Source organism: Cryptosporangium sp. NPDC051539 (assembly GCF_044454545.1).
GTDB lineage: Bacteria > Actinomycetota > Actinomycetes > Mycobacteriales > Cryptosporangiaceae > Cryptosporangium.
The window spans coordinates 586,314-600,532 of record NZ_JBITDV010000001.1 but is presented as its reverse complement, the minus strand read 5'-3'; the positions used below and the strand labels follow the sequence as shown (position 1 = coordinate 600,532).

The window sequence follows — 14,219 nt, the reverse complement described above, 5'->3', positions numbered from 1 at the left end:
GCCTGCTCGTCCCGCAACCGCGGGACGAGCAGGCCGACTTCGTGGTCGGCGACCCGCTGGATCTCCCCTCTGCTGCGCAGGCGGCCGGCAGCGCCCACGCGCCGACACGGCCGACGCCCCCGGGCCCGTCGGCCGATTTTCTCTGTGACCCACCTCATTGCGCCGAATCGCCATTAGCAGCTCGGGTACGGGTGTGTACCAAGAGTGGGAATTCGGCGACGGAATTTCATCCGCCGGTTAGCGCGCCCGTTACAGACGAAGAGATTTTGCCGAATCTGCACCGAGAAATCGAATTCTACTTACACTGGCGTATGCCGGTTTCCTACCGGCCTCGACGTGAATAGCCAGCTCGGTACAGAGGAGGTGGGTGTGCGAATCGGCTTGCTCTCGTACCGCAGTAAACCGCACTGCGGTGGCCAGGGGGTATACGTCCGTTACCTGAGTCGGGGTCTGGTCGAGCTGGGACACCAGGTAGAGGTGTTCTCGGGCCAACCCTATCCGGAGGAGCTCGACCCGCGGGTGAAACTCACGAAGGTCCCGAGCCTCGATCTGTTCGGGGGCCCCGACTTTCCCCGCCGCATCCGGCGGCGCGATCTGCGCGACCGCTACGACGTCCTCGAGTACCTCACGACGAAGACCGGGACGTTCGCCGAGCCATTGGCGTTCAGCTACCGGGTCGCGCGGTTGATGCGCACCCGCGCCGCCGACTTCGACGTGGTGCACGACAACCAGTCGCTCGGGTACGGCCTGCTCTCGCTCAAGCGCCGGGGGATTCCCCTGGTCGCGACGCTGCACCACCCGATCAGCCGCGACCGCAGGGTCGAACTCTCCGCCGCGCCGCTGCGCAAGAAGTACGGCATCTCCCGCTGGTACGGCTTCGTCCGCATGCAGGCGCGGGTGGCCCGCCGGCTGCCGATGCTGATCGGCGTCTCCGACGTGGCCAGTGCCGACGCGGTGGCCGACTTCAAACTTCCGCCCGGCCGGTTCCGCGTGGTGCCGCTCGGTGTCGACGTCGACGTCTTCCGTCCGGCCGCCGAGCGCGTCCCCGGCCGCATCGTCGCGGTCGCCAGCGCCGACCGTCCGCTGAAGGGCGTCGCTTATCTGCTGGACGCGATCGCGAAGCTGCGCGTCGACCACCCGGTCGAGCTGCAGCTCGTCTCGGCGCTCGAGCCGGGAGGCGCGACCGAACGGCGGATCGCCGAGCTCGGCCTCACCGACTGCGTGACGGTCCGCACCGGGCTCTCCGACGCGGAGCTCGCCGCGCTCCTCGGCTCGGCCGAGATCATGTGCGTCCCCTCGCTCTACGAGGGGTTCTCGCTGCCGACCGTCGAGGGTCTCTCCTGTGGAACCCCGATCGTGGCCAGCCGGGCCGGAGCGTTACCCGAGGTCATCGGCGACGCCGGGGTGCTGGTGGAGCCGGGCGACGCCGGTGCGCTGGTCACCGCGATCGACGCGCTGCTCCGCTCGCCCGCCGAGCGTGCCCGCCTGGGTGCGGCCGGCCGCGCGCGGGCCGAGGAGCGGTACAGCTGGATCTCCGTCGCCCGTGCGACGGTCACTGCCTATGCGGACGCGATGTCCGCGGTGAAGGGAGCCTGACGTGCTGACCGTGGACTTCGATCGGTTACGCGTCGGGCTCCGGACCCGGTTCATCGACGTGGGCGCGGGTGGTGGCCGGCACTCCTACGAGGCGTTGCGCCGTGGGGCCGAGGTCATCGCCTACGACCTCGACGAGCCCGAGCTCAAGAGCGTCGCGGACATGTTCGCCGCGATGATCGAGGCCGGTGAGGTGCCACCCGGCGGCAGCGGCAAGGTGCAGGTCGGCACCGTCCTCGAGATGCCCTACGACGACGGGCACTTCGACGTCGTCCTCGCCTCGGAGATCCTCGAGCACGTACCCGAGGACGACGCCGCGATCGCCGAGCTGGTGCGGATCCTGGCGCCGGGCGGGACGCTCGCGGTCACCGTGCCGCGCTGGCTGCCCGAGGCGGTCTGCTGGGCGCTCTCGGACGAGTACCACGCCAACGAGGGTGGTCACATCCGGATCTACCGTGCCGACGCGCTGGAGAAGAAGCTCGTCGGCGCCGGCCTGGTCGCGACCCACAAGCACCACGCCCACGCCCTGCACTCGCCGTACTGGTGGCTCAAGTGCGCGGTCGGGACGAACCGCGAGGACCACCCGGCGGTGAAGAAGTACCACGAGCTGCTGGTCTGGGACCTGATGAAGAAGCCGGCGGCGACCCGGATCGCCGAGCGGGTGCTCGATCCGCTGATCGGCAAGAGCGTCGCGCTGTACTTCACCAAGCCGGTGCAGCAGTGACCAATGGCAAGGGGACCGGCGTTCCGGCGCTGGACGGTGTCGTGTCGGCATCGGACTGTCTGCAGACCGCGGAGGCGATCGCCGCGGTACAAGAGCCGAGCGGGGCCGTGCCCTGGTTCCGCGGCGGCCACCTCGACCCGTGGGACCACGTCCAGAGCGCGATGGGATTGAGCGCGGCCGGGCTGGTCGACCGGGCGGCGGCCGCCTACGAGTGGTGCCTGCGGGCGCAGCGTCCGGATGGGTCGTGGGCCAGCCGGTACGAGCGCGGCCAGATCGCGGACGCCGGTGTGGACGCGAACTTCACCGCCTACGTGGCCACCGGGGTGTGGCACCACTGGACGATCACCGGTGACCGGGCCTTCGTCGACCGGATGTGGCCGGTCGTGCGCAGCGCGATCGGCGCGGTGCTGACGCTGCAGGCCCCGGGCGGGGAGTTCTACTGGGGCCGGGAGGCCTCCGGCGCGGTGAAGCCGGAGGTCCTGCTCACCGGCAACGCGAGCATCCAGCTGAGCCTGCGCTGCGCGGTGGCGCTGGCCGAGCTGGTCGGTGAGCTGGAGCCGGAGTGGGAGCTGGCCGCCGGTCGGCTGCGGCACTCGGTCGGACGTCACCCGGAGCGGTTCCTGGACAAGAACCGGTACTCGATGGACTGGTACTACCCGATCCTCACCGGCGTGCTCGACCGCGGGGCCGCGGACGCCCGGCTGGCCGCGCGCTGGGACGACTTCGTGGTTCCCGGGCTGGGCATCCGGTGCGTGTCCGACCAGCCGTGGGTGACCGGGGCCGAGACGTGCGAGCTGGTGCTCGCGCTCGACGCGATCGGCCGCAAGGACGACGCGCTCGAGCAGCTCGCGGCGATGCAGCACCTGCGCCACGGCGACGGCTCCTACTGGACCGGATACGTCTACCCGGACGCCGAGCGGTGGCCGGTCGAACAGACCGCGTGGACGGCGGCCACCGTCATCCTCGCCACCGACGCGCTGTCCCGGACGACGCCGGGCAGCGGATTGTTCCGCGGTGAAGGGCTGCCGTCCGGCGCTCTCGCCGGAGCTCTGGAGGGAACCTGCTCATGCCCGGCGAACCGGTGACGTTCCCCGACCTGCTGGCCGCGCTGGCGGACGAGGTGCGAGGGTTCATGCCCCCGGACGAGGGGCTGGCGCTGCACTCCACCGCACTGCGGTACCTCGAGGGCGGCGGCGTCGCGGTCGAGATCGGGACGTACTGCGGGAAGTCCAGTCTCTACCTCGGCCACGCCGCCTCGGTGGCCGGCGGCACCGTGGTGACCGTCGACCACCACCGCGGCTCGGAGGAGCACCAGGAGGGCTGGGAGTACCACGACCGGTCGCTGCTGGATTCGTCCGGCCGCCTCGACACGCTGCCGGCGCTGCGCCGAACGCTGGCGCGGGCGGGGCTGGAAGACGTCGTGACGCCGATCGTCGGGCGGTCGGCGGCGGTGGCGGCGTGGTGGGGCTGCCCGATCGATCTGCTGTTCATCGACGGCGGCCACACCGACGAGGCCGCGCAGGCGGACCTGCGCGGCTGGGCACCGCACGTGCGCGCCGGGGGAGCGCTGGTGATCCACGACGTGTTCCCGGACCCCGCCGACGGTGGGCAAGCGCCATTCCGGATTTACCGGGAAGCGCTCGACAGCGGGGACTTTTCCGAGGTCGGCGCGGTCGGCTCGCTCCGCGTTCTGGAGCGAAAAAGTTAGTACGAGTTCTCCTCGGCTGTTGACCGTGTGACGGGGCGTAACTAGAGTCCGATCCCAGTTTCGGCTCTCTCCCATCCTCCGCACGTGAACCTTGCGTGTCCGCGCGGAAGGCTTCCCGTCGTGTCCTCTCCTGGTAGTAGACCCGTCGTGGACGGGCGCTTGCGTACCGGCCACCTGCTGATCTTCCTGCTCGTCACCCACACGCCGCTCACGTTGCTCTGGGGGGCCGTCCCCGAGACCTACCGGGTCGGTCAGGTGGAGTCCACACCCCTGGTCTTCGCACTCGCGGGGATCGTCCTGCTCGGGTTCGTGTTCGGCTACAGCGGCATGGCCAGACGGTTGCGGCACCCGGGCGGTGTGTACGTCCAGGTCGCCCACGGCCTCGGGCGCCCGGCCGGGATCGCCGCCGCCGCCGTCATCCTGGTCGCGTACCTCGGCCTGGTGGCCGGTCTCTACAGCTTCTTCGCCGGCGTGCTGGACGCCCTCGCGCAGAGCCTGTTCGGCGTGCACGTCCCGCTGCCCGTCGGCATCGTGATCTGCGTGGCCGGCGGAGCGCTGCTCAGCCGGTTCCGGGCCCGCCAGGTGCTGCCGGTGTTCGCGGTGATCCTCGCGATCCAGCTGATCACGCTGGTCGTGACGCTGGTGGCGGCGTTCTCGTCACCGGCCGGCGGCGTGATGTCGTACCAGAGCCTGGAACCGGGCGGCCTGCTGACCGGCTCGTTCGGCGTCACGCTGGTGTTCGCGCTGATGGCGTCGAGCGGCACCGAGACCGCCGCGAACTACACCGCCGAGCTGGCGGATCCGGCGCGATCGCTCCCGCGCGCGACCTACGTCTCCTACACCGTGACGACGTGCGTCACGGTCGCCGGTGCGCTCGCGGTGAGCGCGCTGGCCGGGACCGCGAATGCGCCGCTGATCGCGCAGCAGACCGGCCCGGCGCTGTTCCCGGCCCTGGTCGCGCAGGTCGTCGGCCCGGCGCACGCGGCACTGGTGACCAACGCGCTGATGGCCGTGCTGCTGACCGGCATCTTCGGGGCGACCGCGGCGCTGCAGGGCGCGCTGGTCCGGCAGCTGGCCGGACTGGCCCGCGACGGTGTGCTGCCGCCCGCGCTGATCCGGCCCGACGCGCGGGGCAAGCGCCCGTTCCTGCTGCACGTCATCCACCCGACGATCGGCGGGCTGGTCGCGCTCGTCGCGTCGAACGAGTCGGGTGCGCTGAAGCCGTGGGTGCTGATCGGCTGCACGCTCGGGTTGTTCGCGATGCTGACGCTGGCGTCGCTGTCGGCCGCGGCGTGGTTCCTGCGGGGTGAGGCGGACGAGGCCGGTTTCTTCGGGTGGGAGGGCCAGGTCGTCGCGGCCGGGTTCTCGGCGCTGACGCTGTTCCTGATCGTCGCGTACGGGCTGACGCACGTGCCGGAGCTCGACACCGAGCACACCCGCGGGTCGACGGCGCTGGTGCTGGCGCTGATCGGGATCCCGTTCGCGGCCGGGCTGTTCTGGGCGCTGTTCCTGCGCGAGGTCCGGCCGGAGGTCTACGCCAAGATCGGCCGGAGCGGCCCGTCGCCGCTGGACGTGCCGGCCGCGCCCGAGGCGCGCCGCACCCCGGCCGACGCGCCCACGCCCGCGCCCGGAGCCGCGTCCACGTACGCGCCCGGGCCCGCGCCCGCAACCGCGCCGCTGCACCCGGCCGCGCCCGTGCCGCACGCCGGACCCCCGCAGCCGTATCCGGCGCAGCCGTACGCGAGAGCGCGGCCCCATCCTGATCCCCCCGCGCCCCGGCCGGACGCGCCCCGGCCGGACGCGCCCCGGCCGGACGCGCCCCGGCCGCCGGTGGCGCAGCGGTGGGAGGCTCCCCGGCCACGGTCACCGCTGGACGACTTCCGGCGCGACACCCCGGTGGCCGCACCCGAGGACTGGTGGGAACGCCCGCCGGAGTAGGGCCGACCGGGCGGCCGGCCGCGCGCGCGGGCCTCGGTCGCCATGCCGATCGCCCGCGCGGCCCGGCCGCGCCACCGCTCCGATCTCGGCCTCGTCGTCGTCCGCGAGCGCCGGTCGCGGGACTGGCCCGATGCCCGCCGACCGGGCCGCACGTGGACGGCGCCCGACGTCCCGGGGTCACGGATCGCCGCGCGGGCCCGGGGTTCTGCCGGTCGAGCGCGGCGCCGGCCGGGCCGGGGCAGAGGGGTGAAAGCCCAGCTCAGCAAGGGAGAGTCACCCGGCCGTACCGCCCGCCCGCCCCGGCCGGTGATCGTCTTGACGGAACTAGAATTCTGTTTCAGAATGAGGCATGACCTTCCCGGCCGGTTCCCCCGTGATCGACACGATGATCGGCTTCCCGCACGAGGGCTTCGCCGTCTACGACTTCATCCGGAAACAGACGAAGGACCAGTCGTCGAAAGACTCGGAGTTCCCGGCCGAGTACATGTTCAAGAACGTCCCGAAAGACCTGCCGACGAGTGACCCGGTGAGCGTCACGCTGCACGAGATGGACCGGTTCGGCATCGAGAGGGGCATGATCGGGGTCGCCGACGAGACGTCCCGGCTGGCGCTGAAGAAGCACCCCGACCGGTTCATCGCGGCCGGCTCGGTGAACGACCCGAACGACGTCGTCGGCAGCGTCCGTGCCCTGCGCCAGGAGTACGAGGAGTTCGGCATCCGGGCGACCTCGGCGTTCCCGTCCGGGACGTTCCCGCAGGTGCCGATCGACGACCCGAAGATGTATCCGATCTACGCGACCTGCGTCGAGCTGGGCATCCCGATCTTCGTCTGCGCCGGTGTGCCGGGGCCGCGGCTCAAGTTCGCGCCGCAGGAGGTCTCCCGGATCGACACGGTGATGTTCGACTTCCCCGACCTGGTCTTCGTCACCCGGCACGGCTGCGAGCCGTGGGAACAGCTGGCTTGCAAGCTCATGCTCAAGTGGCCGAACCTGTACTACTCCACGTCGGCGTTCGCGCCGAAGTACTACCCGAAGGCCGTCGTGGACTTCGCCAACACCCGCGGGGCAGACAAGGTGATCTACGCGGGCTACTTCCCGATGGGGCTCTCCCTGGAGCGGATCTTCCGGGACCTGCCGCTCGTCCCGTTCAAGGACGAGGTCTGGCCGAAGTTCCTGTACGGCAACGCGGCCCGGGTGCTCGGGCTCTGACGAAGGACCACTGAGATGACTGAGCTCCCCTTCCGCATGTTCGACTGCGACAACCACTACTACGAGGCGCTGGACGCGTTCACCCGGCACATCGAGCCGGAGTTCAAGAAGCGCACGATGCAGTGGGCCACGATCAACGGTCGGCAGCGGCTGCTGGTCGGCGGCAAGCTCAACAAGTTCATCCCGAACCCCACGTTCGACCCGGTCGCCGATCCGGGAATCATGGACGAGTACTTCCGGGGCCGTAACCCGAAGAGCGCCGACGTCACCACGCTGTTCGGCGAGCTCAAGCCGATCCGCGCCGAGTACCGCGACCGGGACGCGCGGCTCGCGCTGATGGACGAGCAGGGCATGCAGGGCTGCATCATGCTGCCGACGCTCGGCGTCGGCATGGAGCAGGCGCTGATCCACGACCTCCCGGCGATGACCGCGGCGTTCCGCGCGTTCAACCGCTGGATGCACGACGACTGGGGATTCGCCTACCAGGAGCGGATCTTCGCCGCGCCGTACCTCACGCTGTCGGATCCGGCGAACGCGGTGCGCGAGCTGGAGTGGGCGCTGGAGCGCGACGCGCGGTTCGTCGTCATGGTCGGCGGGCCGGTGATGACCGCCACCGGGTCCCGCGCACCGGCCGACACGATGTTCGACGGCTTCTGGCAGCTGGCCAACGACTCCGGCATCACCGTGCTCTACCACGGCGGCGAGTCGCCCTACACGAAGTACCTGAAAGACTGGGGCGAGAACGACTTCACCGAGGCGTTCCGGGCCAACGCGTTCCGCGGCCTCGTCTCGGCCAACCCGCTGCAGGACACGATCGCGTCGCACCTCGCCCACGGCCTGTTCATCCGGTTCCCGAACCTGCGGGTCGCGTCGATCGAGGTCGGGTCGGACTGGGTGTTCCACCTGTTCGAGAAGCTGACGAAGTCCTACGGCCAGGTGCCGCACCTCTACCCGGAAGACCCGCGGGAAACGTTCAAGCGGCACGTCTGGGTCTCGCCGTTCTACGAGGACGAGCTCAAGTCGCTGCTCGAACTGCTGGGCGCCGACCACATCCTGATGGGCTCGGACTACCCGCACGTCGAGGGCCTGGTGGAGCCCGCGTCCTACATCAAGGACCTGCAGAACTACGACTACAGCCCGGACGAGTGCCAGACCGTCATGCGCGACAACGGGCTGTTCCTCGCGACCCGCCGGCCGGCCTGACGTGCGCGTCGCCAAGGCCAGTCTGATCGGCCTGCTGATGGAGGAGGGCGAGGAAGATCTGGCGGTCCTGATCGCCCGCTCCGACCTGCCCGACTACCTGCTCACCGAGCGCGACGCGGGTGCGCTCGCGTCGATCGGGCTCTCGAACGACGAGCTGTACGCGCTGCTGCCGGGGATGGAAGGGCCGGGCCGCCGGGAGGGCGAGGGCCTGAGCGTCGGCGACCTGGCCCGGCTCGAGCAGACCGTGTCCGACCGGTGGGCGCATCTCGTCCACGACTGGAACGGGAAGCCTCGAGTGTAGGGAAATTCGCCCCCGACCGGGGGCCAGACTTATACAATATACGAACCTCCCAGGGTGTCAGTACGCCGCGTCCGCTGCTCCGGGCGCGGCCTACTGTCTGTCGCGGCCCGGCCGGCCGCGGGGGACAATGACCTGGTGGACGTCGTGATCGTGGGGGCCGGGACGGCCGGGTGCGTGCTCGCGGCCCGGCTTTCGGAGGACCCTTCCCGGCAGGTCCTCCTGCTCGAGGCGGGCCCGGTCTACGGCTCGGCCGGGGAGTTCCCGGAGGAGCTCCTGCGGGTGTCGTCGCTCTCCGCGGTGCTGCCGGGCAACCCCTTCAACGAGCCGCACTCCGCGTACCTCACCCCCGGCCTGCCCTGGACGATCCCCCGGGGCCGTGTGATGGGTGGGTCCGGTGCGATGAACGGCGCGAACTACCTGCGTCCGGTGCCCGCGGACTTCGCCGGCTGGGTCGCGCTCGGGAACGACCGCTGGTCGTACGACGAGTGCCTCCCGTTCCTCGTCCGGGCCGAGAACGACTTCGACTTCGCCGGCGACCTGCACGGCAGCGAAGGTCCGCTGCCGGTGCAGCGCGTGAAGGGTGCGGCGGTCAGTCCGCTGTCGGTGGCATTTCTGGACGCCTGCCTGGCGGCCGGCTACCCGGAGGAGAAGGACAAGAACGGCGCCGAGGCACCCGGAGCCGGTCTGGTCCCGGGCAATTTCCTGGACGGGATCCGCGTGAACACCGCGATCTCGCACCTGCTGCCGGTGCTGCACCGTCCGAACCTCACGGTCCGGGGCAACGCACCGGTGTCCCGGGTCGTGATCGAGAACGGCCGGGCGGTCGGGGTGCTGGCCGGTGGCGACCTGGTCCGGGCCGACGAGGTGGTGCTCTCGGCCGGGTCGGTGAAGTCGCCGCACCTGCTGATGCTGTCGGGGATCGGCGCCGCCGACGACCTGCGGGCGGTCGGGCTGGACGTGGTCGCGGACGTGCCGGGGGTGGGACGGGACTTCTCCGACCACCCCGACGTGTACGTCGGGTTCACCGCGAAGCGCGACCTTCCGTTCGACCCGGAGACGCTCACCGCGCAGGTGGCGCTGAACCTCGATTCCGGGGCCGACCCGGCCGGAGACCTCGAACTGCTGCTGTTCGTGATTCCGCTGAGCGTGATGTCGGTGCGGCGGGTCGCGAGGCAAGTGATCCACCGAGGCGACCTGAACCTGATGGTCGCGCTGCAGCGTCCGGAGAGCCGCGGGCACCTGCGGCTGCTCTCGGCCGACCCGGGTGCCGGTCCGGAGTTGCACTACCGGTACCTGACCACGGCGAACGACCGCGCCCGGCTGCGCGGTGGGGTCCGGACCGCGGTGGAACTGCTGACGTCCGGGCCGCTGGAGCCCTGGGTCGGCTCGCTCACCGCACCGGACGCGCGGGCGCTGGAGGACGACGCGGCCCTGGACCGGTGGGTGCGACGGAATCTGAACTCGAACTTCCACCTGTCCGGGAGCGCCCGGATGGGGCCCGACTCCGACCCGGGCGCGGTCGTCGACCAGTCGCTCCGGGTGCGGGGCGTGTCCGGGCTCCGGGTCGTCGACACGTCGGTCTGGCCGGTGGTGCCGCGTCGGGGCGCGAACGCCAGCGCGGTGCTGCTGGGGGAACGCACGGCAACGTTCTTCTGAACCGCGCGCCCCAGAGCCAGAGCCCTCCCGGAGCCAGAGCCGGAGCCGGAGGGCCCGCAGCGCCCCGGCGTAGTCCTCGAGCGTCACCGGCCGGAACTCCACCGGCCGCCCAACGGCCGCCGCGATCTCCCCGGCCGCCTCCGCGAACGTCAGCGCGCGCGGACCGGTCAGCTCGTACAGCTGCCCGGCGTGGCGGGACTCGGTGAGCGCCGCCACCGCCACGTCCGCGATGTCGTCGGCGTCGACGAACGGTTCCCCTACCGACGTGACCGGCACGCTGACGACGCCCCGCAGCACGTCGGCCAACAGGTAGTCCTCGCTGAAGTTCTGCGCGAACCAGCTGCAGCGCAGGACGGTCCACTGCAGCCCGGACCCTCGCACGAGGTCTTCGCAGCGCTCGGCCTCCTCCTCGCCGCGGCCGGACAGCAGCACGATCCGCCGCACGCCCTGCCGGGCCGCTTCCCCGACGAACGCCTCGATCGCCCGAGGTGCGTCCGGCACGGCCAGATCGGGGACGAACGCGGCGTACACGGCGTCCACGCCCCGGAGCGCGGCGGGCCAGGACGACGGCGCGTACCAGTCGAACGGCGGGTTCGCGCTGCGGGACCCGACCCGGGTGGGGAGGCCGCGCGCGGCGAGACGGGAGACGATGCGGCGGCCGGTCTTTCCGTGACCTGCGGTGACGAGAATGTTCATGACCTCAGGAGACCTCGCCCGCCGAGACGATTCCATGGCCGGGACCCGCTGCGGCATACGTAGGCGTCTAATGGACCCGTGGACACTCTCGCCGGCCTGCTCGACGGCCCCCGCGCCCGGGGCGCGTTCCTCGTCCGCTCGCTGCTGACCGCGCCCTGGTCGATGCTGATCCGGGACGAGTCGCCGCTGACCGTCTGCGCGATCGTGAACGGCGACGCGTGCGTGCGGCCCGAGTCCGGCGGTCTCGTTCGTCTGGAGAAGGGCGACGTGGCGATCTTCCGTGGCCCCGACCACTACGTCGTCGCCGACGACCCGGACACCGCGCCGCAGGTGCACATCCTTCCCGGCCAGGAGTGCCGGACGCCGGAGGGCGCACCGCTGGGCACGATGAGCGACCTGATGACCCGCCCGGGTGAGCTCGGTGTGCGCACCTGGGGCAACGACGCGACCGGCGGCACCGAGCTGCTCACCGGCACGTACCAGATGCAGAGCGAGGTGAGCAGCCGGCTGCTCGCGACGCTGCCGCCGGTGCTGGTGATCCGGCACGACAGCTGGGACAACCCGCTGGTCGGGTTCCTCGCCGACGAGATCGTCAAGGACGCGCCGGGGCAGAGCGCGGTTCTCGACCGGCTGCTCGACCTGCTGGTGATCGGCGCGCTACGCACCTGGTTCGCCCGGCAGGACGAGGGCGCGCCCGGCTGGTACCGCGCGCACAGCGATCCGGTCGTGGGCCCGGCGGTGCGGATGCTGCAGAGCGACCCGGCCGCGCAGTGGACGGTGGCGTCGCTGGCCGGCAAGACCGGAGTGTCCCGGGCCGCGCTGGCCCGGCGGTTCACCGACCTGGTGGGGGAGCCGCCGATGGCGTTCCTGACCGGGTGGCGCCTGGCCCTGGCCGCCGACCTGCTCCGCGAGCCCGACGCCACGCTGGCGGCCGTCGCCCGCAAGGTCGGGTACTCCGGGCCGTTCGCGCTCAGTGCCGCGTTCAAGCGGGTCCACGGCGTGAGCCCGCAGGAGTTCCGCAACGCGGGGTAGAACCGGTTCCAGCCGGGGTATCCCTCGCGGATGACCGAGCTCCACAAAGGCCTGCAGGCCCGGCATCTGCGGATGATCGCGATCGGCGGCGTCATCGGCGCCGGTCTGTTCGTCGGCTCGGGCGCGGTGATCAACGACGTCGGCCCGGCGGCGTTCCTCACCTACGCGGCCACCGGCGTCCTGATCGTGCTCGTGATGCGGATGCTCGGCGAGATGGCGACCGCGCACCCGTCCACCGGGAGCTTCGCCGACTACGCGCGGGAGGCCCTCGGCGACTGGGCCGGCTTCGCGGTCGGCTGGCTGTATTGGTACTTCTGGGTGATCGTGGTGGGCTTCGAGGCGGTCGCCGGAGCCGAGATCCTCCGCCGCTGGGTCGACGCGCCGCTGTGGACGCTGGCGCTCGGCCTGATGCTGCTGATGACCGCCACCAACCTGTTCTCGGTGCGCTCCTACGGCGAGTTCGAGTACTGGTTCGCCGGCATCAAGGTGTTCGCGATCTGCGCGATGCTGGCGCTGGGCGCCTGCTTCGTGCTCGGGCTCTGGCCGGGACGGGATGCCGACTTCTCGAACCTCACCCAGCACGGCGGGTTCCTGCCGAACGGGCCCGGCGTGATCTTCTCGTCGATCGTCGTCGTCATCTTCTCGATGGTCGGCGCGGAGATCGCGACCGTGGCCGCGGCCGAGTCGCAGGACCCGGCGCGCGCGATCGCGAAGGCCACGAACTCGGTCGTCGTCCGGATCTCGCTGTTCTACGTCGGGTCGGTGTTCCTGCTCGCGGTCATCCTGCCGTGGGACTCGACGAAGCTGGGGGAGTCGCCGTACGTGAGCGCGTTCGAGGTGATGGGCATCCCCGGCGCGGCCGACCTGATGAACGCGGTCGTGCTGACCGCGGTGCTGTCCTGCCTGAACTCCGGCCTCTACACCGCGTCGCGCATGGTCTTCGTGCTGGCCGCCCGGCGCGAGGCGCCGCAGCGACTCACCCGGCTGAGCGGCCGCGGCGTCCCGGTGGCCGCGATCCTGGTCTCGACCGTGATCGGCTTCCTGTGCGTGATCGCGGCCTACCTCTCGCCCGACACGGTGTTCCTGTTCCTGCTGAACTCGTCCGGCGCGGTCATCCTGTTCGTGTACCTGTTCATCTGCCTCGCGCAACTGGTGTTGCGCCGCCGCACGCCGGACGACGAACTGCCGGTGAAGATGTGGGGATATCCGGTGCTCACCGGCGTCGTGATCGTCGCGATCCTGGTCGTGCTCGGATCGATGGCGGTGGGGTCGGACACCCGCTCGCAGTTGTTGCTGAGTCTGGGTTCGCTGGCGTTCGTTCTCCTGGTGCATCGGGCCACGAAGAATTTCCGGACCCCCGCGAAAGCAACGTCGGAATAACGACGCCCACGCGCTTGCGGGATGGGCCAAGATGGACCCATGGATGGGGTCCAGTTCACTATCACACTGTCCGGGGCGGCGTCGGAACACGACGAGGATCTGCGTGAGGCTTTGCACGAGCTGCAAGACGAGTTGTCGGAACTCGCAGAGGTGCAGGTCAGCCCGGTGCCACAAACCGCGTCGGTGCGTCCGAGCCGCGGGGTGGACGACGTCGGGGTCTACGTCGGCCTGGCTGCCGTCGTCGGGGCGACGGTCGTCCGGCCGGTGGCGATAATTCTCGTCGCGTGGCTGGAACGTCACAAGAACAAGGGCGTTTCGGTGGAGCGCACGACAAAAGGGCGGACGCTTCGCGCGAAAGGCTACTCACGCCGCGAAGTAGAAGCGATCCTGCTCGCCGATTCCGCCTATGCCGGGAATGGCGTTATCGCCGGCCAGGAAACCGTCGTTGGCGACTGACGATCCGTTCGGGCCGGGAATCCGGCGCGCACTCGTCCTCGCGAACGGCAAGTACCGGCACCGGGGGCTGCCGGACCTGGAATCGCCGACCAACGACGCGCAACTCGCCAAGCGCGTTCTGGAGAATCCCGATCTCGGCCGCTTCGATCACGTCGAAGTGCTGGAAGACCGGGACGTCGCGTCGATGCAGCGTGCGCTGTTCGCGTTCTTCAAATCCGCGCAGCCCGACGATTTCCTGTTCGTCTACATTTCCTCGCACGGCAAGATCGACCCCGACACCCGGCGTCTCTATCTGTGCGCGATCGACACCGACCCCGATCTGCTG

12 protein-coding genes and 1 pseudogene are annotated in these 14,219 nt (G+C 70.7%); 12 read left to right on the top strand and 1 reads right to left on the bottom strand.

The genetic code is table 11. The features are described from left to right. Positions 1-369: 369 nt before the first annotated feature. The 9 genes from ACIBZJ_RS02885 to mftG all read left to right on the top strand — a co-directional run bounded on the left by ACIBZJ_RS02885 (position 370) and on the right by mftG (position 10,330). Complete coding sequence (locus ACIBZJ_RS02885; RefSeq protein ID WP_395924790.1) at positions 370-1,596, top strand: glycosyltransferase family 4 protein; 1,227 nt, start codon at positions 370-372, stop codon at positions 1,594-1,596. A gap of 1 nt (position 1,597) precedes the next feature. Then, a complete protein-coding gene (locus tag ACIBZJ_RS02880; RefSeq protein WP_395924788.1) occupies positions 1,598-2,317 on the top strand; it encodes a class I SAM-dependent methyltransferase in 720 nt (239 codons plus the stop codon). Beyond that, a complete protein-coding gene (locus ACIBZJ_RS02875; protein ID WP_395924786.1) occupies positions 2,314-3,402 on the top strand; it encodes a prenyltransferase in 1,089 nt (362 codons plus the stop codon). The genes ACIBZJ_RS02880 and ACIBZJ_RS02875 overlap by 4 nt, the downstream gene beginning before the upstream one ends. Further along, positions 3,384-4,025: a class I SAM-dependent methyltransferase gene (locus ACIBZJ_RS02870; protein WP_395924784.1), complete on the top strand. Its 642-nt coding sequence runs from the start codon at positions 3,384-3,386 to the stop codon at positions 4,023-4,025. The genes ACIBZJ_RS02875 and ACIBZJ_RS02870 overlap by 19 nt, the downstream gene beginning before the upstream one ends. 147 nt (positions 4,026-4,172) lie before the next feature. Next, on the top strand, positions 4,173-5,963 hold the full coding sequence (locus ACIBZJ_RS02865; protein WP_395924782.1) for an APC family permease: 1,791 nt from the start codon (positions 4,173-4,175) through the stop codon (positions 5,961-5,963). 349 nt (positions 5,964-6,312) lie between these two features. Beyond that, entirely contained in the window at positions 6,313-7,170 is an 858-nt protein-coding gene (locus tag ACIBZJ_RS02860) for an amidohydrolase family protein (RefSeq protein ID WP_395924780.1), read from the top strand. A gap of 15 nt (positions 7,171-7,185) precedes the next feature. Next, entirely contained in the window at positions 7,186-8,373 is a 1,188-nt protein-coding gene (locus ACIBZJ_RS02855) for an amidohydrolase family protein (RefSeq protein ID WP_395924778.1), read from the top strand. Between the two features lies 1 nt (position 8,374). Beyond that, the gene (locus ACIBZJ_RS02850; RefSeq protein ID WP_395924776.1) at positions 8,375-8,674 is read left to right on the top strand and encodes a hypothetical protein; all 300 of its coding nucleotides are present in this window, start codon (positions 8,375-8,377) and stop codon (positions 8,672-8,674) included. Between the two features lie 135 nt (positions 8,675-8,809). Next, complete coding sequence (gene mftG, locus ACIBZJ_RS02845) at positions 8,810-10,330, top strand: mycofactocin system GMC family oxidoreductase MftG (RefSeq protein ID WP_395924774.1); 1,521 nt, start codon at positions 8,810-8,812, stop codon at positions 10,328-10,330. A gap of 258 nt (positions 10,331-10,588) precedes the next feature. Here the strand turns inward: mftG and ACIBZJ_RS02840 are convergent. Next, positions 10,589-11,026: pseudogene (locus ACIBZJ_RS02840) on the bottom strand (SDR family oxidoreductase); the annotation flags it as partial. A gap of 78 nt (positions 11,027-11,104) precedes the next feature. On the opposite strand from ACIBZJ_RS02840, the gene ACIBZJ_RS02835 reads away from it, so the two are divergent. Genes ACIBZJ_RS02835 through ACIBZJ_RS02825 form a run of 3 tightly spaced genes read left to right on the top strand, consistent with a single transcriptional unit; the run spans position 11,105 to position 13,894 of the window. Beyond that, positions 11,105-12,058, top strand: a complete 954-nt coding sequence (locus tag ACIBZJ_RS02835) for an AraC family transcriptional regulator (protein ID WP_395924772.1) — start codon at positions 11,105-11,107, stop codon at positions 12,056-12,058. 30 nt (positions 12,059-12,088) lie between these two features. Further along, positions 12,089-13,438, top strand: coding sequence for an amino acid permease (locus tag ACIBZJ_RS02830; protein WP_395924770.1), 1,350 nt, complete (start codon positions 12,089-12,091; stop codon positions 13,436-13,438). Positions 13,439-13,477: 39 nt separating this feature from the next. Then, entirely contained in the window at positions 13,478-13,894 is a 417-nt protein-coding gene (locus tag ACIBZJ_RS02825) for a hypothetical protein (RefSeq protein ID WP_395924769.1), read from the top strand. Positions 13,895-14,219 lie beyond the last annotated feature (325 nt).